Here is a 22,062-nt window from a genome sequence, read left to right on the forward strand (position 1 = left end):
ACCTATGGAATTAAAAAGTAAAAGGGTAGTAGTTTTAGGTTTTGGAAAAAGTGGAAAAGCAGTAACTAAGCTTCTTTTAAAAGAAGGAGCTGAGGTTATAGTTTCTGAGGTAAGAAAATTAGAAGAGTTTCCTTCAGAAATTTTAGAATCTTTTAGAGCACAGGGAGTTTATTTTGAATTAGGGGGACACAAAAAGAATACTCTCCTTTCAGCAGATCTTATTATAACAAGTCCCGGGGTTCCAAGAGAAATATATAAAGATTGTCTTAAAAAGGATATACCAGTGTTGAGTGAGCTTGAAATTGCTTGGCAATTTTTAAAAAATAAAGAAGAAACTATTGCTATAACTGGTACTAATGGGAAAACAACAACTACTGCTATGGTTTCAGAACTTCTTAAACTTTCGGGATACAAAGTTTTTACAGGTGGAAATTACGGAATTCCTTTATCTGAACTTGTAGTTTCAAATGTTTTGGTAGATAAGATCGTGCTTGAGGTTTCAAGTTTCCAATTAGAAAATATTTATACCTTTTCTCCTAAGGTAGGAATCCTTTTAAATATTAGTCCTGATCATTTAGAAAGATATAATTCCTATGAAGAATATGCCTACTATAAATATAGACTTTTTGAATTTCAAAAAGAAGATAACTATGCCATTTTGCCTTTTAATGAACCTTGGTTTGAAAGGTTTGGTAAATTAATAAAAAGTAGAATTCTCTTTTTTGATGAAAAAGAAAATGAGAAAGCTACAGCTTATCTCAAATTAAGTAATATTTCCTCTGAAGACCTCTTTATTATCAATCTGGGGAATAAGGAATTTTATTCCTTTTCTGGTTTTAAACTTCTTGGAATTCATAACAAAATAAATTTTATGGTAGCAAGTTTAGGAGCAAGGCTTCTTTCTGCAACTAAAGAAAGTATAGAAAGATTAATAAAAGAATTTAGAGGCTTTCCTCATAGACTTGAATATATAGGAGAATTTGGAGGGGTTTATTTTATAAATGATTCTAAAGCAACTAATGTTGATGCAACTTTACAAGCCTTAAAAAGCCTTCCAGGACCTATAATCCTTATTCTTGGAGGAAAACACAAAGGTGCTTCCTATGCTCCTTTAATCTCTTATATAAAAGAAAAGGTAAGAATTTTGATTTTAATGGGTGAATCTCGTTTTATTATGGCTGAAGAATTAAATGGAATTACTGAAACATACTTAAGTGAAACCTTAAGTTCTGCAACCCTTTTAGCTATAAAATTTGCTAAACCAGGAGATACAGTGCTTCTTTCTCCCGCCTGTTCAAGTTTTGATCAATTTAATGATTATAAAGAAAGGGGAGAAGTTTTTAGAAAAATAGTTTTAGAAGTAGCTCCCTTTTATTTTAAAGAAAAGAAAGAGGTGATACTCCATTGAAGTGGCTTATTGTTGCTGGTGGAACAGGAGGGCATATAATCCCTGGAGTGGCTATTGCTCAAGAATTATTAAAAATGCAAAGAGAAATAGCTTTTGTTTCTGGCACAAGGAAAATAGAAGAAGTAATTTTAAGAAATAAGCCCTTTAAAGTTTATAGATTAGATGTAGAAGGTTTTATAGGAAGATCCTTAAAAGATAAAATAAGAGCCTTTATAAAAATGATTAAAGCTACGGGATCTGCATATAAGCTTATCAAGGATTTTAATCCCCATATTATTTTTGCTACAGGAGGTTATATTTCCTTTCCAGTTGTGGTAGCAGGAAAACTTAAAAACAAAAAAATTGGGCTTCATGAGCAAAATATAGAACCAGGATTAGCCAACAAAATTCTAAGCTATATGGTAGATAAGATTTTTGTAAGTATAGAAGAAAGCAAAAAATATTTTACTGAGAAAAAAGTAGTCTTTTCAGGAAACCCTGTAAGAGAAGACTTATTAAATTTGAAACCAAGAGAACATTCTGGAAAAGGTTTATTAATTTTAGGGGGTAGCTTAGGAGCAAGGTTTATAAATGAGCTATCTTTAAAGATAGTGCCTATACTTTTGGATGAATATAAGAACCTCTTAATTATTCATCAAACCGGTTTAGATGACTTTGAAAGAATTAAAGAAGAATATAAAAATTTGATAAAAGAAGAAAATAAATCCCGTTTAAAGGTTTTTCCTTTTATAGAAGATATGAGCTGGGTTTATGGTCAAGTTGATTTGTTCTTAGGAAGATGTGGAGCAACCACTCTTGCTGAACTTTTTGCAGTTGGACTTCCTGCTATTTTTATTCCTTTTCCTTATGCTACAAAGAATCATCAAGAAAAAAATGCAAAAATTCTTGAAGAAAAAGGCGGAGCAATTTTAATAAGACAAAAGGAGGCTACTCCTGAAAGAGTTTTAAAAGAGATAAAATCTTTACTTGAGAATGAAGAAAAATTGAAAAAAATGTCTCAAATTATGAAAAGTTTTTTTGTTAAAGATTCAAGGAAAATAATTATAGAAGAGATGGAGGGGTTAGTGAAAAATGTCTCATAAGAAGAAAATTCACTTTATCGGTATTGGTGGAGTTGGAATGAGTGGTCTTGCCTTAATAATGCATTCCTTAGGATATGAGGTAGATGGGTGTGACATTGCAAAAAGCAAATATACAAAATTATTAGAAAAAAGAGGAATTAAGGTATATTATCAACACTCCCCTTCTCATTTAGATTCAGTTGATATTGTGGTTTATTCTTCAGCTATTTCTCAAGATAATCCTGAACTTTTAAAAGCAAAAGAGTTAGGAATATGGGTAATTCCAAGAGCTCAGATGTTATCAGAGGTAATGAATCTTTATCCTAAAAATATTGTGGTAGCAGGATCACATGGTAAAACAACCACAACTTCTATGATTGCTGAAATCTTAATTAAACTTGGGAAAAATCCTACTGTAGTAGTGGGAGGAATAATAAATAATTTTAAAACTCATTCCCTTCTTGGTGAGAGAGAATTTTTAGTTGCTGAAGCAGATGAAAGTGATGGTTCCTTTCTTTGTTATAATCCCTATATAGAAGTTATTACAAATATTGATAAAGAGCATCTTGATTTTTATGCAGATTTTAACGCAATTAAAAAAGCTTTTATAAATTTTATAAAAAGATGTTCTCCAGAAGGAAAAGTAATTTTGTGTGGAGATGATCTTGGGGTGAAGGAAATTTTAAAAGAAATTTCAGGTCCATTTTTACTTTATGGATTTTCCAAGGAAAACCATCTTGTAGGGAAAATTGTTGAAGATTCTGCCTATCCAAAAGTTGAAGTTTACTATTTAGATAAACCTCTTTCCTCTTTTAAACTTTCTGTTCCAGGAAAACATAATGCTTTGAATGCTTTAGCAGCCATAGGAGTTTCTCTAATACTGAACCTTCCCATTTCTGAAGTAATAAAGATATTAGAAAATTTTAAAGGTGTTGAAAGAAGACTTGATTTTAAAGGTATTTGGAGGGGAGCAATTTTATTGGATGATTATGCCCATCATCCTACAGAAATTAAAGCCACCCTTTCTACGATTAAAGAAGTTTATCCAAATAAAAAACTGGTGCTTGTCTTTCAACCTCATCGTTATACCAGAATGAAAGCTTTATGGGATGAATTTTTGCTTGTTTTAAAAGAACCTGAAATATTAATTTTAACTGATATTTATCCTGCCAGTGAAAAACCAATTCCTGGAATTTCTGGTTTTATCTTTTTTGAAAGTATTAAAAACATAAGGACTCCTAATCCTACCTTTTATGGAGAAACTTTCGAAGAAATTTTTGCACTCCTTGAAAAAATAGCAGGAGAAAATCAAATAATTTTAACTATGGGAGCAGGGAATATTTATAAATTGCATAAAATGCTTCTTGAACAAGAAAATGAAGAAAGATCAAAAAATGTGGTTTAAAGAATTAGACGAAGGATTAAGGAAATTAAATGTGTTTTTTAAAATTGATGAACCTTTAGCTCCTTATACAAGTATTAAAGTTGGTGGTCCCTGTAGAAGAATGATTTTTCCAGAGAAAGAAGAATATTTATTAGCTATTTTAAAATTTCTTGAAGAAAAAGAAATTCCCTTTTTTATACTTGGTGGAGGGAGTAAACTTCTTGTATCTGATGAGGGGTTTGACGGAGTAGTGATTAATCTCAGTAAGTTTAGAGGAATACAAATAGTTAAAGAAAGCAAAGAAAATATCATTTTAGAAATACTTGCAGGTACAAGGATTAATGAAATTATAGGAATGGGAATAAAGGAGGGATTTGGAGGCATTGAATTTTTGGGAGGCATTCCTGCAACTTTGGGTGGGGCTATAAAAATGAATGCAGGAGCCTTTGGAAATACTATTTCTCAACTGGTAAAAAGCATAAAAATCTTTAAAAATAGAAAGATAAAAACTATTGAAGCTAAAGAAGATCTTTGGGAATATAGAAAATTTAAAGAAGATGGCATAGTTATTAGTGCAGAGCTTGAATTAAAGAAAATGGAAAAGGGTAAAATAATAAATCTTCTTAAAAAGTATTTAGAGAAAAGAAAAGAAAGTCAGCCTCTTTTTGAAAAAACCTTTGGTTCTGTTTTTAAAAATCCTCCCTCTCTTTATGCTGGTGCATTAATAGAAGCTTGTAATTTAAAGGGTTATCAGATAGGATCAGCCAAAATTTCTGAAAAACATGCCAATTTTATAGTTAACCTCGGAAATGCAAAGGCTTCAGAAATTTTACAACTTATGAAATTAGTTCAAGAAAAAGTATTTTTAAAATTTGGAATAAAACTTGAGCCGGAGGTAAATTTTTTAGGATGTTCTCTTCAATAAAAAATTTAGTTAAAAATAAGTATTTTTGGATCATTTTAAGTATAATTTCCACATTTGCTGGAATTGTATATTTACTCTATTTTACAGATCTTTTTGTGTTAAAAGAAATCAAGGTATTAAACAATAAAAAAGTTACAGAAAGAGAAATTATAGAATTAACTGGTTTGAAAGGTGGGGAGAGGCTTTTTTCTATTCCTATAAATAAAATAAAAGAAAGAATCCTTCTTAATCCTAAGATTGAGGAGGTTGTTATAGTTAGACATCTTCCCTGTGCACTTGAAATAAAAATAAAAGAAAAAGAGCCTCTTGCAATTATTACCCAAAATAATAGAGGCTATCTTATAGATAAAAAGGGAGTTATTATAGAGCCAATCTTACCTGAAGATTATCAATTTTATCCGGTTGTGGAAATTAAAAACGAAGAATTTAAAGAAAAATTTTTAAATTTTTTAGTTTGGTTAAAAAATCAAAAAAATTATTTACCAGTTTATGAGAATTTAGCTACAGTTACTTTAGAAGAAGATAAACTTATTTTTGTTACTAAAAATGGTATAAAAATCTATTTTCCTCTTATTTCTGAAAAAGATTGGACCTATTTTTACAAAAATTTAGACAAAATAATGGCTTATTTATATGAAAAAGAATTGGTTGAAAAAGTAGAACTTATAAGATTTGATTATCCATTAGGTTCGGCATTAATAAAATTTAGAGGTTAGTTTATGGGGAAAGAGAAGGGTATTTTAGTTGTTGATGTGGGTACTACCAAAATATGCGCACTTATTGGTGAAGAAAAGGAAGAAAAATTATGGGTTACAGGAATGGGATTGGCTCCTTCAAAGGGTCTTAAAAAAGGAGCCATAATAAATATAGATGAAGCTACTCAAAGTATTAAAAATGCTATAGAAAAAGCTCAAACTCAAGCAAAGGTTCCTATAGAAAATATTTATGTAAGTATTGCTGGAAGTCATATAAAAACGATTTTTAGTTCAGGTGTGGTTGCTTTAAAAGAAAAAATAGTAACGCCTTCTGAGGTTGAAGAAGTACTTTATTCTGCGCAAACAATAGAACTCCCTCAAGATAGAGTGATTTTACATGTTATTCCCCAAGAATTTATAGTTGATCAAACAAGAGGGATACTCCAACCTATAGGGATGTCAGGGGTGAGGCTTGAGGCTCATGTTCAGCTAATTACATGTAATAGGTCTAATCTTCAAAATTTATTAAGATGTTTTGAAAATTTAAATTTAGAAGTAGATGGGGTTATTTTTCAAGGATTAGCTTCAGGAGAAGGAGTTTTAACTCCTGAAGAAAAGGAATTAGGCGTTGTCCTTATCGATTTTGGTGGAGGGACAACTGATGTAGTGATTTATTGGGATAATGTTTTAAGGTTTGTCTTTTCTCTTCCTGTTGGAGGGGAGCTTCTCACTAATGATTTGGCTATAGGATTAAGAACCTCAAGGAAAGAGGCAGAGAAGATAAAAATTGAACATGGAGTTTGTGTAAAAGAATTAGTAGATGAAGAAGAATTTGTTGAGGTCCTTGGAATAGGAAATCGTCCTTCAAGAAAAATAAGTAAGAAAATTCTTGCAGAAATACTGGAATTGAGAATAAAAGAACTTTTTGAATTAATTGAAAAAGAATTGCGTGAAAAGGTATTTGCGAGTGAAGAAATCTTAGATATTAAATCAAAATTAGGAAGTGGGGTAGTAATAACTGGTGGGTCAGCACTTCTTCCTGGAATGATTTATTTAACTGAACAATTATTAGACTTACCAGCAAGAGTTGGTTATCCTTTGCAACTTCCAGGGCTTTCAGAAGAAATTTATCATCCTCAATTTGCTACCTCAGTAGGTATGCTTTGGTATGTGTACAATTTAAAAGAAAAAGTAAAAGAAGAAAAAAAAGAGGGAATTATTGAAAAGATAAGAAAAAGTTTATTTAAATTTATAAAGGGGGGATAAAATAATGGGTATTTCTTTTGAACTATTAGATGAAGAAACTAAGGTGCAACCTAATATAAAGGTAATAGGTGTTGGAGGTGCAGGAGGAAATGCAGTAGCTAACATGATAAAAAACAAATTACAGGGAGTGGAATTTATAGTAGCAAATACAGATTTTAAAGTCTTAGAGCTAAATCCAGCCCCTCTTAAAATACAATTAGGTAAAAAATTAACTAAAGGTTTAGGTGCTGGTGGAAAGCCTGAAATTGGTAGACAGGCAGCTGAAGAAAGTGAAAAGGAAATAAGAGATGTGTTAAAGGATGCTGATATGGTTTTTATCACAGCAGGAATGGGAGGGGGAACAGGAACAGGGGCAGCTCCTGTAATAGCAAATATTTGTAAAGATTTAGGTATTTTGACTGTAGCTGTAGTCACTAAACCTTTTTCTTTTGAAGGTAAATTTAGAATGAAAGTGGCAGAACAGGGATTAGAAGAATTAAAAAAATATGTAGATACCCTTATTACTATCCCCAATGATAAACTTCTTACTTTAGGTTCACCTCAAGAAAGACTTGCAGATATGTTTAAAAAAGCAGATGATGTATTATATTATGCAGTAAGAGGAATTTCTGATTTAATTTTTTCTCCTGGATATATAAATCTTGATTTTGCGGATGTTAAAGCATTAATGGTAGAAAGTGGAGGAACAGCTTTGATGGGTATGGGAGAAGCAAAGGGTGAAGGAAGAGCTGAAATAGCAACCCAAATGGCTATTTATAGTCCGCTTTTAGAAGATATTTCTATTTCAGGAGCTAAAGGGCTGTTGCTTAACATAAGTGTTCATCCTGATACTTTGACTATTCATGAAACACAGGTAATTACAGGGACAATTGCTAAAGAGTTGCATCCAGATGCTAAAGTTTATTGGGGAGTTGTTTTTGACGAAAATCTGGATGATTCTTTGAGAGTTACTGTAATAGCTACAGGACTTGAAAAATCTGAAGAAAAAAAAGAAAAGGAAAAAGTTATATCTATGGATGAAAGTTTAAAGAAAAAAAGTGAAAAGCAAAAACAAAGTAGTTTTAATATTTTCGATGAGGAAATTTTAGATATACCAACTTTTTTAAGAAGAAACGCTGATTAAAGGGGGTGGTTATATGATTGAAATTGCCACCTTTGAAGACCCTGTAAAAAAACAGCCTTTAAAATTGGCGCTTTTTAAAATTGATGAAGTAGTAAGACCTCCTTTCCAAAGAGATATTTCAGAAAGTTTGAAAAAACACTTAGAAATGGCAATAGAAAAACTTGGATTTTTAACCCCTATAGTAGTTGTACCTAAGGATGGTAAATATTATGTAATTGATGGTTTACATAGACTTGAGGCTATGAGAGATCTTGGAGCAAGAGAAATACTTGGAATTGTTGTTGATGAAAGTCTTTATCATTACATCCTTGAATTCAATACTGAAAAACCACCTAATGTTAAAGAAAAATCTAAACAGGCTTATAGACTATATCAGGATTTATTAAAAGAAGATCCTAATATGATTGAAGAAGACCTATTTACCTATTTTAAAGACCCAGTATTTATTACTTTCGGATTTGCTATAGAAGAATTTGATCCTAAATTTCCTGCTAGTTTTTATGAAAGTTTTGTCTCTAAAATTGATAACTTTTTAGCTATGCCCTTAAGTTCAGCTGCTGAAGAAAGAAGAAGAAGAGCTTCCGCTTTGATAGATTTAAACAGAATTGTAAATGAAAAATATGCTGAATTTGGATGGGAAAATGCACTAATGAAAGGAGAAATAGTAAGAAAGGCAGTACAAAAAGCATATGGTGTTAGAGTAAGAACTATTGAAGAAGAATTCTATGCTGCAGTAGAAAGAGTAAAAGAAGCCTGTCAGAGCTTGACTGCAGAAGATTTTGGAGAAGAGACAGTCTAATGGATGCTACCTATAAACCTATTTTAAGATATGTAGATGTTATTCCAGCCAAACACGAAGGAAAACCTGTATTCTTATTAAGAGATCCTGTAGGTATAATTGAAGAAATTGTTGTTGTTCCTCAAAATGTAGTCTTTTTGCTACCTTTAATGGATGGCAAACATGATCTCAGAGATCTTCAAGTTGAAGCCACAAAAAGATTTGGAGAAATTGTGCCTTTAGAAGAAATAATTAAGATTGTTAATTTTCTTGATGAAAAAGGATTTTTATGGAGTAAGAACTTTGAAGAAATAAAAAGTAAAGCCTATGAAAAATGGCTATCTTTACCTTTAAGACCCATGGCTCATGCTAACCAAGCCTATCCTCTCTCAGCTTCAGAAGCTAAGTTTTTTATAGAGGATATTTTAAAGTTATGTAATCCTGATTCTTCAAAACCTCCTAAAATTTTAATTGCTCCACATATTGATATAAGGGCTGGTGCAAAAGCCTTTGCAGAAAGTTATAGCAGATTTAAAATACCTTCTGGTTCAAGAGTAATTATTTTAGGTGTAGGACACCATTTAGATCTTCCTTGGTCTGTCCTTACTAAAGATGTAGCAACTCCATTTGGAGTAGTTAAAAACGATAGAGGAGGTTTATTATATCTTAGTAATTCTAAAAAAATTGAACTATTTCCTAATCATATAGCTCATAAACTGGAGCATTCTATTGAATTTCAGGTTCTCTTTTTACATCATTTGCTAAAGGATGAATTTGTTGTCCTACCTTTTTTAATAGGACCTCTGATAGTCTTTTTTGAAGAAAAAACTAAAGAATTATTAGAAAAGTTTATAGAAGCACTATCTGAATTGATAGATGATAGAACTTATATCGTTTTAGGAATAGATTTTTGTCATTTAGGTCTAAGATATGGAGATCCCTTTGAAGTCTCAGAGACTCATATAAAGAAAATATTAGAAACAGATAAAAGATTATTAGAACTTACCTTTAATGGAAATTCTGAAGAATTTTTAAATGAAACTAAAAAACTTGCTCCTTTTAAAATATGTGGTCTTTCCTGTCTCTATTTATTAAATTTACTTTTAAACAAAGCAAATATTAAAGGAGAATACCAAATTTTTTATCAAGAAGCTATTCCCTTTGGTCAAGGTTCTGTAGTTTCTGTAGTTTCAGCAGGATATCATTTTTAAATTGTCAAAAAGTTTTTTTATTTTTTCTGGGTCTTTTTTTCCTGGATATAGCTCTACCCCACTTGCTATATCAATTGCGTAAGGAGAAACCTCTTTTATTGCAAATAAAACGTTATCAGGGTTTATTCCACCAGCTAAAAAAACTTTATACCCTAAAGAAACTACTTTTTTTGCTATATCCCAATTAAAAGTCCTCCCAGTTCCACCTGGTAGTCCTTTTATATAAGTGTCAAGTAATATAGCATAAGCATTTTTCCAAAGGGACAATTCTTTAAAATCAAAGAGATTATCCTTTATTTTGAAAACTTTTATTATTCTTTCTAATCCTATCTTTTTTCCAAATTGAGGTGTTTCCTCTCCATGAAGTTGAATTAGGTCTGCTCCTAAATCAAGGGCATTTTTAACCTCTTCATAAGAGGGATTTACAAAAACAACTACTTTTTTAGCTTTTTTTACTAAAAAAAGGAGCTTTTTTAACTTATCACTTACATATCTCGGAGATTTTGGATACATAATAAAACCCATATAGTCTAATGGAAAATCATTTAAAAACATAATATCCTCTTCTTCCTTAAGCCCGCAAATTTTAATTTTAACCATTTAATTTTATGATTTTCTATCAAAATAGATATTTTTTCCTTTTACACTCAAAGGTATACCTATTATTATCTGACCAGGCAAGAGATTTAGTTTTTTAGCTGCAACTCCTATGGTATACATTACTCTATTATCAATGCATAAATCCTTAGCTTTAGCAACTGCAGAACCTATAGCTATTCCCATATCCAAAAGTTTCATTGCACAGACAGGACCATCTAAATCTAAATTTGGTTTAGGTTGTTTTAAAATAGTATCACAACTAAAACCGCAAGCTCCACAGTTTAGACCTAAGGGTTTTGAAAAATTAACAGAAATTAGAATTATAGCTTCAGAATTTCTTACATTATCAGCATCCCTTTTGAAAAATTTAAAGGCAGATCCTTTTTCTTCTGCTATCCTTTCCATCTCTTGAGCAAGTTTTTCCTTTTCTTCATTTTCAGTTATAAGCCCAAAAATAAGATCATCTATGCCTTTTGCTTTTGGAGCAGTTCTTGCTGCAACTAAGATTTCTTTAGCTAAGGATTCTACAACCTCCTTTTCAGGGTTTATCTTCATATTCCCCTCCTTCAATCTGTTTTTGCTCTATATGAGATTTTTTCTTTGCTTTTCTTATTTCTAATTGATATTTGATAATTTGCCCAAGGGATAAAATTATTCCTGAAAGCAACCCTAAAATAAAACTAATAAATATTACTAAAGCAAGAGGAATATTCTCTAAAATAACTCCCGGAAATAGATGAATATTGACTTTAGGTTCCACATTAAAAATTACAAAAAATACTATAAAAAGAATAATAATGATCCATAAGATCAGTCTAATAAACATATTTTTTTCCTCCTCAAAATTTTTAAATAATTAGTAGCAAACAAAAAGTTACTCCTAAAAAGTTTTTAGAAGAAATAATAAAAACTTAGCATAAAACGATTAACCACCCCATCATCTCCATCCTCTTTTCTATAATCTGTAATAGCACGTAGATATTCCAGTCCTACTCCAAATTCAGATACAAATTTATACAAGAAATGTGCATAGTACATTTGTTGTTGTAGTCTTGCTCCTTTAACTCCTTTCAAATCTGAATTGAGCGGATTATCTATTCCCCATCCAACCCAAGTTTGAAGTTTAGGTACAGGGTTAAATCCAAGTTCTACCCATCCCCCAATAGCATGAACAGGAGTAATAGAGATTATTTTATCCTCGTTTTTATCAAAATTACTTAAAGTGGTAGCGTATACATATTTCTTTTCACTATTATCCCAATACTTAATTCTTGCTGTTTGATCTATACCTGCAGTATAATAACCTCCCAATCCTTGTCCATACCAAAATTCTCCAGATAAAGTAGGATTATATTTTTTAAAAAAAGGTATAGGTAAACTCAATTCTAAACCTGTAGAAAAACTTGTTGTTTTCTTATCTCCGCTTAAGGTTTTATAATCTTCTTTATATTCCTGTCCTGAATAGTGTCCAAATAAGGCAAATAGAGCAGGTTTTTCAAAAAGTTTGGTATGATAAGCTATTCTTGCCTCAAGACCAGGATACCCAAAATCCACATCAGGTTCATAATCCATAAAAGAAGCTAACCCACTATTTAATTTCCCAAAATTAAAAGGTTTATCAAGAGCAACCTGAACCTTTAAGAGATCATCATCAAACAGTTTAAAGTTTTTGGTAAGTCTAATTTGAGTTAATCTATAAGCTAAATTACCCATATAGGATCCAGCTGGGAAGTTTGAAAGGTGAGGATAAAGTTGAGCTATTGTCATCCAGTCATGCCCTGCTCTTAATTCCCAAGAATTTTTTAAAATTTCAAGATAGGCAAGTCGAGCTCTTAAAGGTGCATGTTGAGGGTTCCAAGGCTTGTAATCAGCACTATTACTTTGGGTATAAAAATCCATTTCAAATTTCCCTTTGATAGTAAAATTTTCATTATAAGGTTTAGTTAGATCAAAACCAAATCTACTATGCCTAAATGTAATGGTTGAAGTAGAATCATGTCCTCCTTGTTTTTTTGGTAAAGTCCAGAGTAAATAAACTGTACCTACAGAAGTTGAATCTTGCCAGATTAAATCGCCTTTAATAAATCCATAAAAATCAACCTTTGATTTTCCTGCTCCATAAGCCCCTTTAGAAAAAAATCCAGAAGAAATGCCACTTTCTTCCTTTTTTGTATTTTTAGCAATTTCAGTTTTAACTTCTTTAATTTCTTTTTCTTGTTGACTTTTGAGCCTTTCAATTTCTTTCTTTAAATATTGATTTTCCTGCTTTAATTCTTGCACTTCATTCATTAATTGTTGCAAAAGCTTATACACTTCTTCATCTGTTACTGAAAAACTTAAAGAGGGTAAAGAGAGAAGACCACAAGTCAATAAAAAAAATTTCCATCTCTTCATATTTCACCTCCTTTTTTTATTTTTTCAGTTCTTTCAAAAGTTCTTTTACTCTTTCTAAAGGAACTATATATTTTCTTCTACAGAAATTACAGGTTACTTCTATAGGTTCTTTTTTTTCTATAAACTCTTCTAATTCCTTTTCTCCTAAAGCAATAAGCATATTTTCTACCCTTTTTTGACTACAGGTACATTTATATTTCAATTTTCGTTTTTCAAGAATTTTTATATTTGGGAAAAGCATAGCCAAAATTTCTTCTGGAGTTTTTCCTTGAGATAAAAGGGTAGTGATAGGCGGAAAATTTCTTAATTTCTCCTCAAGTTCTGCAATTTCCTCATCTTTTGCTTCAGGTAATTTTTGAATTAAAAAACCTCCTGCTGCAAGGATTTTTCCATCAGTTCCTACAAGTACTCCCAGAGAGACTGCTGAGGGAATTTGTTCTGATACTGTAAGATAATAGGCAAGATCTTCTGCAATTTCTCCAGAGATTAATTTGGTTGAACTTTGATAAACTTCTTTTAGTCCTAAATCTTTAACTACAGAAATAAAACCATTTTTACCTACTGCTTCGCCAACAGGCAATTTTTTATCTTTAATTTCTAAATATACATTAGGATTTCTTACTGTACCTCTTAATTCTCCTTTATAATTTCCTTCAGCTAATATTTCTCCTAAGGGTCCACCTCCACTTATTTGAAGAAGCATTTTTCCAGTTTTAAGATCTGCCGAAAGAAGAGCAATTCCTGCAAGAGCTCTTCCAAGAGCTGCTGAAGCAATGGGACTTAATCCTTGAAGTTTTCTTGCAGTTTCGACTATATCTTTACATTCAACAGCAAAGATTCTAAAATTTTTATCAACAGGGATTGCTTTTATTACGTAAGCCATCTTTAAAATTCCTTAGTTCCTGCATTATCCTTATAGCTGATCTTGGGTCTATTAGATTAGCAGTTCCTACTTGAAAAGCCTTTGCTCCACAAAGTAAATATTCTAAAGCATCCTTTCCAGATATTATTCCTCCACATCCTATAACAGGAATTTTTACTTTATTTGCTATTTCATATACTAAACGTAAAGTAAGAGGTTTTATAGCTGGACCTGATAAACCACCTTGTAGAATTTTAAAAGGTTTTATACTTATTACAGCTAAAGCTGGATAAGTATTAGCAACAACTAAAGCATCTGCAAAACATTTTTCACATATTTCAGCTATTTCAAAAACTGGACCTACAGGAGAAAGTTTTACTGCTAAAAATTTCCCCCAAACCCTTCTTACTTCTTTTATTAATTCTGAAACCGATTTTGGATCACGGGAAAAATAAAGTCCACCTTTTTCAACATTGGGGCATGAAATATTGAGTTCTATCCCATCTACTTTTTCTTCTTTTAATTCAGAAGCAAGCTCCACAAAATCCTCTATTCTTTCTCCATAAAGATTTACAATAACAGGAACTCCATAATTTATAATTTTAGGAAGATAATTTTTTTTAAATTCTTTTATGCCTGGATTTTCAATTCCTATAGAATTTATAAGTCCACAGGGAGTTTCAAAAAGTCTTGGAGGTGGATTCCCTTTTCTTTCTTTAATAGAAATACCTTTAGTTACCAAAGCACCAATATTTTTTTTGATTTCTTCAGAGGCAAAGAATTTATCTAAATTTTCTCCCAAGCCCCAAGTACCAGAAGCAAGCATTAATGGTGTTTTAAGTTTTAGATTTTTTATTTTAACTGAAAAATCCAATATCTATCTCCTCTGCTAAAAAAGTTGGACCATCTATACAAAGATGTAAGTAATTTCTTTCTTTTGAGGGAATAACACATCCCATACAAAAACCTACTCCACAGGCTAAAAAGGTTTCCATAACCAAATAGGTTTTTACCTTGTATTTTTCTCCCAGTTCTTTTATTTTTTTAAGCATCAACTTTGGACCACAGGCTAAAATTATTTTTGGTTTTTCTCTAAGCTCCCTTTCTACTAAATCTGTAATAAATCCCTTATATCCTTTTGATCCATCATCTGTAGATATCTCTACAGATATACCAAAACTTTTTAAAAAAGAAAGTCTTACTAATTCATCTTTTGTTTTTGCTCCATAAAAAATTTTTTCAGGGGGATAAAAACTTCTTTTTTTGATAGCTTTTTGTAAAAGGAATCCAAATCCAGCAATTCCTATTCCTCCAGCACAAATTATATAATTTTTTAGTTTTGGGAAAGGCTTTCCTAAAGGACCTAAAAATTCAAGAGTTTCTCCTTTTTTAATTTCACTTAAAGCTTTTGTCCCTTTTCCTACTACCTGATAGAGAATATAAACTACATTTTTATCTACTGCATGAATACTAAAGGGTCTTGGAATGAGAGGATCCATTCTCTCATTAATTTTTATTTTTAAAAATTGTCCAGGATTAAAACTTTTCAAAATTTCCTTTGATACCTCAATTCCCAATAAATATATGTTTTTTGCTTCCCTTTTATTTAAAACAACTTTTCCTTTATACATAACTAAAAAATTTCCTTTAAGAAACTTAAAGCCTCATAATTTTTAAAATCAGATCTCAGTTTTTGCAGAAGCTCTCTAAAAGTGAATTCATCTTTTACAGGTATTCTATATAAATTGCCCACCCATTTTCTTAAATCTTTTTCTTCGGGTAAGATGGGAAGTTCATCTACATCAACTGTATTTAAAAGATAATCTGGAATTTCTTCTACTAATCCCTTTTTGTATTGATAAAGAAATTTTAATAAATCAAAAATATTTCCGTAAAGACCTCCAAGATCTATATTTTCAACAAGTTGTAAAGCTATTGTACTTATTTGAAAAAGAAAAGGCGGAAGTTCAGCAAATCCCTTTTCACAAGATATAGTAGATGCAGTAAGACGACACATTAGAGGTCTTCTTTCATAAATTTTGCATAATTTCTCTTCAGTTAAAAAGGGGCAAGGCTCTAAAGATTCAGGGATTTCCTCTATGTGGGGCTCTGAACCCTCTTTATAGGAGAGTAAAATTTGATTATGAGTAAGTTTAGGACGAAGATAATTCTCTATTTGAAAAAGCTTTTCCAAGTCTTTTTCTGAAAGGATATCAAGTATATAATAAGCCTCAATTGAAGTCGCAAAAACCTTTTGAGTACAACAAAGACTACATCCTGGTTTACAAGCAAGAGGATAGGCTTTATAGGTGGTCTCTACATAATCATATAAAATTTTTAAAAGCTGCATTTTTTCAGGTATGGCAAAATCTAAAACTATATTAATTTTACTTACTCCTTAAAAGGGTTTTTAAAAATTTTTCAAAAAACAGATAAGTTTCTTCAGGTCCTAAAATTTTACAAATTATTATAAAAATTATAGCCCCTAAGGGAATGCTCAAAATAATTTTAAATATTTTTTCAAAAATAAATATATTTAGAATCTCTAATATTCCAATTAAACTTAAGCTTGCAAGGATTAAAGTTAGAAGACTTCTTAATGTGAACTTAAAATCCAAAACCCCCAATTTATAAATAGCCATAGCAAGTAAAAACAAAGATTGGAAAACAAGAGACAAACTTGTTCCTAATGCTACACCATTTATCCCTAATTTTTTGATAGTTAAAAGAATAACTACTACATTTGTAATTACTGCTATTATGCTTCCAAAGGCAGGGATGATAGTTTTACCTAAGGAATAAAATAGGGGAACTGCTGTTTTTGAAAGTCCATAAAAAGGAAGCCCCAAAGAAAGAATTTGTAAAATTTGAGAAGTTTTTGAGGTATCATAAAATGTAAATTTTCCTCTCTCAAAAAGGACTCCTATTAAAGGGTGTGAGAGCATAAAAAGACCTATAGCAGAAGGTATAGATAAACTTAAAGAAACAATAAGGGCTCTGGAAAAGGTGTCTTTAGCCATTGTAAAATCTTTTCTTGCAATCTGGCGAGAAAGTTCTGGTAAAAGTGCTTGAGAAAGACCTACTCCAAAAAGTCCGAGGGGCACATACATAATTCTGAAAGCATAAGAATACCAAGAAACAGCCCCTTCTCCGCAGGAGGTAGCAAAAAAGGTATTGATAAATATATTTATCTGAACTACAGATAGTCCTAAAATAATAGGAAACATAAGTCTTAGAACTTCTTTAAAATACTCATTTTTAAAATCTGGAGAAAAGGAAAAAGAAAAACCCTTATTTTTGACTAAGGGATATTGAAAAATAATTTGAAACAATCCCCCAAGGGTAACCCCAATTGCCATAGCATAAATTGGATCTATAGCCATATTCATTAAAAAATAATAGCCTATAATCCCTATTATAATAGAAACTAAATTAAAAAGTCCTGAAGATAAAGCAGGAAGAAAAAATATTCTAAAAGAATTTAGCATACCTGCTAAAATGGATGCTAAGCTTATAAATAAAAGAAAAGGCATCATTATTTGAGTAAGTCTTGTAGTAAGGATAAACTTATAAAGATCTTTTTTAAATTCTGGGGCAATAATTGAGACTATGAAATTTGCAAAAATTATTCCTAAGAGCACTATGATTATAAGGATGACTAAAAAGTTTGAAATGAGAATCTGAGCTATTTTAAAGCTTTTTTCTACTCCTTCTTTTTCAAGTCCGGAGCTAAAAATTTTTACAAAAGCTGAACCAAGAGCACCCTCTGCAAAAAGATCTCTTAAGAGATTGGGAATTCGATAACCTACTACGAAGGCATCCATGCTTTTTCCTGCTCCAAAAAAATAAGCAAACACTTGCTCTCTTATAAGTCCAAGAATTCTACTTATGAAAACTGCAATGGTTACTGAAGTAGCTGAATGGGTTATGCTCTCAATTTTTTTCATTATCACTCTTGGCAAAAAGATTAATAGATTTATTATATTAACATATCTAACTTTTTAACCAACCTTTCAATTGGGAGGAAAATTTATGCCTATTAGTACTATTGAAGAGGCTTTAGAGGATATTAAAAAAGGGAGAATGATTATTGTTGTTGATGATGAAGATAGAGAAAATGAAGGAGATTTAGTATTGCCAGCAGAAAAAGTAACTCCTGAAGCAATAAATTTTATGGCAAAGTATGGAAGAGGTCTTATATGTTTGGCTATAACTCCTGAAATAGCAGAAAGATTAGAACTTCCTTTACAACCAAGAAGAGGAATTGATCCTTTTGGAACAGCTTTTACAGTCTCTATAGATGCTAAACATGGTATTACTACAGGTATTTCAGCTTATGATAGAGCTTATACTATTAAGCTTGTAATTGATGAAAATAGTAAGCCTCAAGATTTTATAACTCCTGGACATGTTTTTCCGATTATAGCAAGAAAGGGAGGGGTTCTTGTTAGAGCAGGTCATACAGAGGCAGCGGTTGATCTTGCCCGTCTTGCTGGCTTAAAACCAGCAGGTGTAATTTGTGAAATTATGAAAGATGATGGAACTATGGCTCGCCTCCCAGATTTGGAAAAGTTTGCAGAAGAACATAATTTAAAAATTATCACTATAAGAGATCTCATAGCCTATAGAATTAAAAAAGAAAGCTTAGTAAAAAGAGAAGTGGAAACCTATCTTCCTACTCAATACGGAATGTTTAAGCTTGTTGCCTATTCAAATTTTATTGATAACGCAACTCATATAGCTTTAGTAATGGGAGAAATAGATGAAAATCCTGTATTGGTAAGGGTGCATTCCGAATGCTTAACAGGAGATGTTTTTGGTTCCTTAAGATGTGATTGTGGAGCTCAGTTAAAGAAAGCTATGGAATTAATTTCTAAAGAAGGTAAAGGTGTGCTTCTTTATCTTAGACAAGAAGGAAGAGGTATTGGGCTTTTGAATAAACTTAAAGCTTATAAATTACAAGAAGAAGGTAAAGATACAGTTGAAGCTAATTTAGCCCTTGGTTTTAAACCTGATTTAAGAGATTATGGAATTGGTGCACAAATATTAAGGGATTTAGGAGTAAGACAGATGAGACTTATGACAAATAATCCAAGAAAAATTGTAGGTCTTGAAGGTTACGGTATAAAAGTAGTAGAAAGAGTTCCTCTTGAGATACCACCAAGACCTGAAAATTATAATTATTTAAAAGCTAAAAAAGAAAAATTAGGACATATTATAAGTTGCTTAAAATAGCAAAATCTTGACAAAAGACAAAAATATTGTATTTTTAATATTCAGTTGCCGGGGTAGCTCAGTTGGTAGAGCAGCGGACTGAAAATCCGCGTGTCCCTGGTTCGATTCCGGGCCCCGGCACCTCCATTAAATTTTTTCTTTTACTTAAAGGTAATTATTTTCTATTTTTAAGTTTAATTTTCTTTCTAATTTTTATAAATATCCCTTTTCTTTGGGCTGAGTTTGAACATTGCCTTCCTTCCAGAGAAATACTTATACTTGTTACCTATGCAAAAATTTACGAAAATAAGGGAAAATTTGAAGAAGCTTTAGAATATTACAAGGAAGCACTTTCCATAAGTCAGGAAATAAAAGATAAAAGATGGGAATCCTTTATTCTTACTAATATGGCAAAAATTTATGAACAAAAAGAGGATTTAAATAAAGCCCTTGAATATTATACAGAAGCTTTAAAGACATCAATTGATGAAAAAGACAAAGCGCTTATTAATAGTTATATTGGTGAAATTTATATTAAAAAAGAGGATTATCCAGAAGGAATTGAATATTTGAAAAAGGGAATTGAAATTGGTGAAAAAATAAAAGATCCTCAATCAACTGGTATATGCATGATTAAACTTGGGAAAGTATATTTAAATTTAAAAAATTTCCCAGAGGCTGAAGTGTATTTAAAGGAGGGATTAAAAAGAATTTTAGAAACAGATGAGGATATTTGGAAAGCTACTGCTTATGAAAATCTCGGGGTTTTATATTTAAATCTTGAAAATAAGGAACTTGCTAAAGAATATTTTGTAAAATCCTATAAACTCTACAGATCTATCGGTGCCAAATCTAAAGCCAAAGAACTGTTTTCTTTAATTCAAAATCTTTAAAAAATAAAGGTTATTACTTTTGAACTTTAGTATTTAGTAAGATTTAAAATTGTCGGAGATCTTTGTAACTGGTCTTTAAATTTAGCCAAGTGAGAACTATAAGAAGAAATTGTATTTTTAGACTTTCCTGAAAAGGCAAGCTTAGAAAGGGAACTATTAATTGCTCTTTCTAATTCCTCTTTCATATACATACTTATCTTTTAAAAGAAATTAAAAGAAATTTAAAATATAGTATTTTATGAAAGCAATTAAAAATTTAATTCGAAATGGATCATTTTTTAATGCTAATTTAAAATATTTAAGAGCAGACTTTTTCTGATTATCAAGAATATAATTTTTTCCGCATTTGAAATAAAAATTTGCTAAAGCTTTTTTATCCTTTTTAAAATCATCCATATGTTTTTCTAAAATGTATTCTAATGCACGTGCACGAATAACACCTTTTTGTTTATTTACACTATTTGGAGTGTCATGGGAAATATACAGAGGTTCATTTATAAATTTAAACTTGTATTTCTTTGATAATCTAATCGCTAATTCCCAATCTTCCATTATTGGTAATTTTTCATCGAATAGTCCAACATTAAAAAGTGCATTTTTTCTTACTAACATTGAAGGGGTATCAACAAAATTCCTTTTGAGTAAAGAATTAAGAATATCTCCCTCTTTTGGATAAATATTTTTTGAAGGTCCATATCTTTTTGCACCTGCACCAATAATTTTATAAGATCCTGAATATAATACAACAGCATAATCTTCTGGCAAAGTTTGTAATAAATTAACTTGTCTTTCAAGTTTGTCAGAAAACCATTCTACATCATCATCTATAAAAGCTATAAGTTCTCCTTTTGCTAAGTTTATTCCGACATTTCTAGCCCCTGCTGGTCCTTTATTTTCATTGTTTCTAAAATATTTTACTCTCGGATCTTTACATGCAATATTTGTAATAATCTCTTTTGTATTATCAGTTGAACCGTCATCAATAACAATAACTTCAAAATTACGATAAGTTTGAGCCAGCACACTTTGAAGAGCTTTACTTACAATATGTGCTCTATTATAAGTAGGAAGGATTACACTAACTAAAGGTTGATTAGAGGTTTTGTTATTCATCATTTCTTTCTCCATTTCTTGGATTTACAAAAAGTATAGTTTCACTAATACCATTGCTAAAATGCCTTAAATAAAATTTTGCTTCAGGTAATAATCCATAGATAAATGTAGGAATAGTAATAATGTCATCTGGTTTATGATAAACTGAAATAGCCATCTTTGGTTTAAATTTTTTAATTGTTTCAACTGCACCTTTAAGAACATTAATTTCAACTCCTTCAACATCAAGTTTAATAAAATCGATACGCTCGATATTATTTTGAGTAACAAAAGAGTCAAGAATAATACATTCAATCTCTGTTCCTTCTTCACTTAAAATCGAACTTGAACCCGTACCCGTCATTTTAATTTTGGATATTCCGTTTTTATCTAAAAGTAATTTATTTACAGGAATAATTTTATCTTCAACTTTGTTTAATTTTATATTTTTAAGTAAGATTTCGAAATTCTGAATGTCTCCTTCAAAAGCATAAATCCTTCTTGCACCCTTTGAAAGAAACCAAAATGAAGTTTCTCCTTTAAATGCACCACCGTCAACAACAAAATCTCCTGAAGAAACTTCACATGCTCCTTTTAAGTTATACTGTTCAAACACCCACGAACCTATAACTTGTAATGGATTAGATAAAAATTTATAACCTCCCATCTTTATAAAACCATTAGGATATAATTTTTTGATGTTTCTTTTTTTATTTTTAAATTCTTCGCTAGAAATATTTGGCGGAAATATAAATTTTGCTATTTCACCCAAAAATGCATAAGCAATTCTAAATTGAATAAACCAATCAAATGTCAATCTTGATTCTTTGTCAGTGAATAAATTATAAACTTCGTCAAACTTTTCCGGGATCTTAAGAGCAAGTTGGAATGTTCCCACCGAGCTCCATTTGCCCATTTTGTTATATTTTTCAAATTTTTCAAAAGTAGTTTCCCGCATTAAAATGAAAGCCAAATTTTTCTAAAATTCGATTAACTATATGTTTTTTTCTGCTTGGTTTTTTCTTTGAATAAGAGATATTTTCGAGTTCTTTTATATATCTTTCATAATTAAATCTTTGAATTCTTTCAAAAGCTTCTTCAATTAATAAAAGAGTATGTGAATTTTTCATATCTCAATTTTATAATTTAGTTTAAC

General features: G+C 30.8%; 24 protein-coding genes and 1 tRNA gene. 12 read left to right on the top strand and 13 right to left on the bottom strand.

Going from position 1 to position 22,062, the window contains the following annotated elements; all coding sequences use genetic code 11:
- Positions 1-4 precede the first annotated feature (4 nt).
- The 9 genes from murD to amrB are packed head-to-tail and all read left to right on the top strand — an operon-like array spanning position 5 to position 9,851.
- The gene (gene murD / locus TOPB45_RS04850; protein WP_013909737.1) at positions 5-1,408 is read left to right on the top strand and encodes a UDP-N-acetylmuramoyl-L-alanine--D-glutamate ligase; all 1,404 of its coding nucleotides are present in this window, start codon (positions 5-7) and stop codon (positions 1,406-1,408) included.
- Positions 1,405-2,490, top strand: coding sequence for an undecaprenyldiphospho-muramoylpentapeptide beta-N-acetylglucosaminyltransferase (murG, locus tag TOPB45_RS04855; protein WP_013909738.1), 1,086 nt, complete (start codon positions 1,405-1,407; stop codon positions 2,488-2,490). Before murD ends, murG begins: the two co-directional genes overlap by 4 nt.
- The gene (gene murC / locus TOPB45_RS04860) at positions 2,480-3,874 is read left to right on the top strand and encodes a UDP-N-acetylmuramate--L-alanine ligase (RefSeq protein WP_013909739.1); all 1,395 of its coding nucleotides are present in this window, start codon (positions 2,480-2,482) and stop codon (positions 3,872-3,874) included. The genes murG and murC overlap by 11 nt, the downstream gene beginning before the upstream one ends.
- The gene (gene murB / locus TOPB45_RS04865) at positions 3,846-4,778 is read left to right on the top strand and encodes a UDP-N-acetylmuramate dehydrogenase (RefSeq protein WP_013909740.1); all 933 of its coding nucleotides are present in this window, start codon (positions 3,846-3,848) and stop codon (positions 4,776-4,778) included. The genes murC and murB overlap by 29 nt, the downstream gene beginning before the upstream one ends.
- Entirely contained in the window at positions 4,763-5,494 is a 732-nt protein-coding gene (locus TOPB45_RS04870; RefSeq protein WP_013909741.1) for a cell division protein FtsQ/DivIB, read from the top strand. The genes murB and TOPB45_RS04870 overlap by 16 nt, the downstream gene beginning before the upstream one ends.
- A gap of 3 nt (positions 5,495-5,497) precedes the next feature.
- Positions 5,498-6,739 (top strand): cell division protein FtsA, encoded by a 1,242-nt coding sequence (gene ftsA, locus TOPB45_RS04875; RefSeq protein ID WP_013909742.1) that lies wholly within the window; start codon positions 5,498-5,500, stop codon positions 6,737-6,739.
- Between the two features lie 4 nt (positions 6,740-6,743).
- A complete protein-coding gene (ftsZ, locus tag TOPB45_RS04880) occupies positions 6,744-7,862 on the top strand; it encodes a cell division protein FtsZ (protein WP_013909743.1) in 1,119 nt (372 codons plus the stop codon).
- A gap of 13 nt (positions 7,863-7,875) precedes the next feature.
- Positions 7,876-8,661: a ParB/RepB/Spo0J family partition protein gene (locus tag TOPB45_RS04885; protein ID WP_013909744.1), complete on the top strand. Its 786-nt coding sequence runs from the start codon at positions 7,876-7,878 to the stop codon at positions 8,659-8,661.
- Positions 8,661-9,851 carry an AmmeMemoRadiSam system protein B gene (amrB, locus tag TOPB45_RS04890; protein ID WP_013909745.1) on the top strand — a complete coding sequence of 397 codons (1,191 nt, stop codon included), beginning with the start codon at positions 8,661-8,663 and terminating at the stop codon, positions 9,849-9,851. The genes TOPB45_RS04885 and amrB overlap by 1 nt, the downstream gene beginning before the upstream one ends.
- Here amrB and TOPB45_RS04895 read toward each other — a convergent pair.
- The 9 genes from TOPB45_RS04895 to murJ all read right to left on the bottom strand — a co-directional run bounded on the left by TOPB45_RS04895 (position 9,831) and on the right by murJ (position 17,654).
- Positions 9,831-10,451 (bottom strand): phosphoribosylanthranilate isomerase, encoded by a 621-nt coding sequence (locus TOPB45_RS04895; RefSeq protein WP_013909746.1) that lies wholly within the window; start codon positions 10,449-10,451, stop codon positions 9,831-9,833. The two genes, amrB and TOPB45_RS04895, sit on opposite strands and share 21 nt — an antisense overlap.
- A gap of 6 nt (positions 10,452-10,457) precedes the next feature.
- On the bottom strand, positions 10,458-11,006 hold the full coding sequence (locus tag TOPB45_RS04900; RefSeq protein ID WP_013909747.1) for a ferredoxin domain-containing protein: 549 nt from the start codon (positions 11,004-11,006) through the stop codon (positions 10,458-10,460).
- Positions 10,990-11,277 carry a LapA family protein gene (locus TOPB45_RS04905; RefSeq protein WP_013909748.1) on the bottom strand — a complete coding sequence of 96 codons (288 nt, stop codon included), beginning with the start codon at positions 11,275-11,277 and terminating at the stop codon, positions 10,990-10,992. The genes TOPB45_RS04900 and TOPB45_RS04905 overlap by 17 nt, the downstream gene beginning before the upstream one ends.
- Before the next feature lie 65 nt (positions 11,278-11,342).
- Entirely contained in the window at positions 11,343-12,845 is a 1,503-nt protein-coding gene (locus tag TOPB45_RS04910; RefSeq protein WP_013909749.1) for a bZIP transcription factor, read from the bottom strand.
- A 16-nt stretch (positions 12,846-12,861) separates the two neighbouring features.
- The gene (hslO, locus tag TOPB45_RS04915; protein WP_013909750.1) at positions 12,862-13,728 is read right to left on the bottom strand and encodes an Hsp33 family molecular chaperone HslO; all 867 of its coding nucleotides are present in this window, start codon (positions 13,726-13,728) and stop codon (positions 12,862-12,864) included.
- A complete protein-coding gene (locus tag TOPB45_RS04920; protein ID WP_013909751.1) occupies positions 13,697-14,581 on the bottom strand; it encodes a dihydroorotate dehydrogenase in 885 nt (294 codons plus the stop codon). Before TOPB45_RS04920 ends, hslO begins: the two co-directional genes overlap by 32 nt.
- On the bottom strand, positions 14,565-15,338 hold the full coding sequence (locus tag TOPB45_RS04925) for an iron-sulfur cluster-binding protein (RefSeq protein ID WP_013909752.1): 774 nt from the start codon (positions 15,336-15,338) through the stop codon (positions 14,565-14,567). Before TOPB45_RS04925 ends, TOPB45_RS04920 begins: the two co-directional genes overlap by 17 nt.
- A gap of 2 nt (positions 15,339-15,340) precedes the next feature.
- A complete protein-coding gene (locus tag TOPB45_RS04930; RefSeq protein ID WP_013909753.1) occupies positions 15,341-16,057 on the bottom strand; it encodes a YkgJ family cysteine cluster protein in 717 nt (238 codons plus the stop codon).
- A gap of 37 nt (positions 16,058-16,094) precedes the next feature.
- Positions 16,095-17,654, bottom strand: coding sequence for a murein biosynthesis integral membrane protein MurJ (gene murJ / locus TOPB45_RS04935; protein ID WP_013909754.1), 1,560 nt, complete (start codon positions 17,652-17,654; stop codon positions 16,095-16,097).
- A gap of 85 nt (positions 17,655-17,739) precedes the next feature.
- On the opposite strand from murJ, the gene TOPB45_RS04940 reads away from it, so the two are divergent.
- The 3 genes from TOPB45_RS04940 (at position 17,740) to TOPB45_RS08960 (ending at position 19,814) form a co-directional block, all read left to right on the top strand.
- A complete protein-coding gene (locus TOPB45_RS04940; protein ID WP_013909755.1) occupies positions 17,740-18,942 on the top strand; it encodes a bifunctional 3,4-dihydroxy-2-butanone-4-phosphate synthase/GTP cyclohydrolase II in 1,203 nt (400 codons plus the stop codon).
- 47 nt (positions 18,943-18,989) lie between these two features.
- Positions 18,990-19,062 (top strand) — tRNA-Phe (locus TOPB45_RS04945).
- Positions 19,063-19,196: 134 nt separating this feature from the next.
- Positions 19,197-19,814, top strand: coding sequence for a tetratricopeptide repeat protein (locus tag TOPB45_RS08960; protein ID WP_269077168.1), 618 nt, complete (start codon positions 19,197-19,199; stop codon positions 19,812-19,814).
- Between the two features lie 26 nt (positions 19,815-19,840).
- On the opposite strand, the gene TOPB45_RS08940 is transcribed toward TOPB45_RS08960, so the two are convergent.
- From TOPB45_RS08940 to TOPB45_RS04965, 4 genes are read right to left on the bottom strand one after another with little or no spacing between them, the layout of a single operon-like run.
- A complete protein-coding gene (locus tag TOPB45_RS08940) occupies positions 19,841-19,999 on the bottom strand; it encodes a hypothetical protein (protein WP_154645419.1) in 159 nt (52 codons plus the stop codon).
- Between the two features lie 25 nt (positions 20,000-20,024).
- Positions 20,025-20,930 carry a glycosyltransferase family 2 protein gene (locus TOPB45_RS04955; RefSeq protein WP_013909756.1) on the bottom strand — a complete coding sequence of 302 codons (906 nt, stop codon included), beginning with the start codon at positions 20,928-20,930 and terminating at the stop codon, positions 20,025-20,027.
- Positions 20,920-21,864 (bottom strand): FkbM family methyltransferase, encoded by a 945-nt coding sequence (locus TOPB45_RS08615; protein WP_013909757.1) that lies wholly within the window; start codon positions 21,862-21,864, stop codon positions 20,920-20,922. Before TOPB45_RS08615 ends, TOPB45_RS04955 begins: the two co-directional genes overlap by 11 nt.
- Positions 21,845-22,036 carry a hypothetical protein gene (locus TOPB45_RS04965; RefSeq protein WP_013909758.1) on the bottom strand — a complete coding sequence of 64 codons (192 nt, stop codon included), beginning with the start codon at positions 22,034-22,036 and terminating at the stop codon, positions 21,845-21,847. Before TOPB45_RS04965 ends, TOPB45_RS08615 begins: the two co-directional genes overlap by 20 nt.
- Positions 22,037-22,062: the final 26 nt, after the last annotated feature.

It is taken from the genome of Thermodesulfobacterium geofontis OPF15 (assembly GCF_000215975.1).
Classification (GTDB): Bacteria; Desulfobacterota; Thermodesulfobacteria; order Thermodesulfobacteriales; family Thermodesulfobacteriaceae; genus Thermodesulfobacterium; species Thermodesulfobacterium geofontis.

Bases quoted from the DNA above. Each gene is read 5' to 3' on its own strand.
- murJ (WP_013909754.1), bottom strand. From the start codon at position 17,654: ATGAAAAAAATTGAGAGCATAACCCATTCAGCTACTTCAGTAACCATT.
- TOPB45_RS04940 (WP_013909755.1), top strand. From the start codon at position 17,740: ATGCCTATTAGTACTATTGAAGAGGCTTTAGAGGATATTAAAAAAGGG.
- TOPB45_RS04905 (WP_013909748.1), bottom strand. From the start codon at position 11,277: ATGTTTATTAGACTGATCTTATGGATCATTATTATTCTTTTTATAGTA.
- ftsA (WP_013909742.1), top strand. From the start codon at position 5,498: ATGGGGAAAGAGAAGGGTATTTTAGTTGTTGATGTGGGTACTACCAAA.
- TOPB45_RS04930 (WP_013909753.1), bottom strand. From the start codon at position 16,057: ATGCAGCTTTTAAAAATTTTATATGATTATGTAGAGACCACCTATAAA.
- TOPB45_RS04900 (WP_013909747.1), bottom strand. From the start codon at position 11,006: ATGAAGATAAACCCTGAAAAGGAGGTTGTAGAATCCTTAGCTAAAGAA.
- murC (WP_013909739.1), top strand. From the start codon at position 2,480: ATGTCTCATAAGAAGAAAATTCACTTTATCGGTATTGGTGGAGTTGGA.
- TOPB45_RS04895 (WP_013909746.1), bottom strand. From the start codon at position 10,451: ATGGTTAAAATTAAAATTTGCGGGCTTAAGGAAGAAGAGGATATTATG.
- TOPB45_RS04965 (WP_013909758.1), bottom strand. From the start codon at position 22,036: ATGAAAAATTCACATACTCTTTTATTAATTGAAGAAGCTTTTGAAAGA.
- amrB (WP_013909745.1), top strand. From the start codon at position 8,661: ATGGATGCTACCTATAAACCTATTTTAAGATATGTAGATGTTATTCCA.
- ftsZ (WP_013909743.1), top strand. From the start codon at position 6,744: ATGGGTATTTCTTTTGAACTATTAGATGAAGAAACTAAGGTGCAACCT.
- TOPB45_RS04925 (WP_013909752.1), bottom strand. From the start codon at position 15,338: ATGTATAAAGGAAAAGTTGTTTTAAATAAAAGGGAAGCAAAAAACATA.
- TOPB45_RS08940 (WP_154645419.1), bottom strand. From the start codon at position 19,999: ATGAAAGAGGAATTAGAAAGAGCAATTAATAGTTCCCTTTCTAAGCTT.
- TOPB45_RS04870 (WP_013909741.1), top strand. From the start codon at position 4,763: ATGTTCTCTTCAATAAAAAATTTAGTTAAAAATAAGTATTTTTGGATC.
- TOPB45_RS08615 (WP_013909757.1), bottom strand. From the start codon at position 21,864: ATGCGGGAAACTACTTTTGAAAAATTTGAAAAATATAACAAAATGGGC.
- hslO (WP_013909750.1), bottom strand. From the start codon at position 13,728: ATGGCTTACGTAATAAAAGCAATCCCTGTTGATAAAAATTTTAGAATC.
- TOPB45_RS04955 (WP_013909756.1), bottom strand. From the start codon at position 20,930: ATGATGAATAACAAAACCTCTAATCAACCTTTAGTTAGTGTAATCCTT.
- TOPB45_RS04885 (WP_013909744.1), top strand. From the start codon at position 7,876: ATGATTGAAATTGCCACCTTTGAAGACCCTGTAAAAAAACAGCCTTTA.
- murD (WP_013909737.1), top strand. From the start codon at position 5: ATGGAATTAAAAAGTAAAAGGGTAGTAGTTTTAGGTTTTGGAAAAAGT.
- murB (WP_013909740.1), top strand. From the start codon at position 3,846: ATGAAGAAAGATCAAAAAATGTGGTTTAAAGAATTAGACGAAGGATTA.
- TOPB45_RS04910 (WP_013909749.1), bottom strand. From the start codon at position 12,845: ATGAAGAGATGGAAATTTTTTTTATTGACTTGTGGTCTTCTCTCTTTA.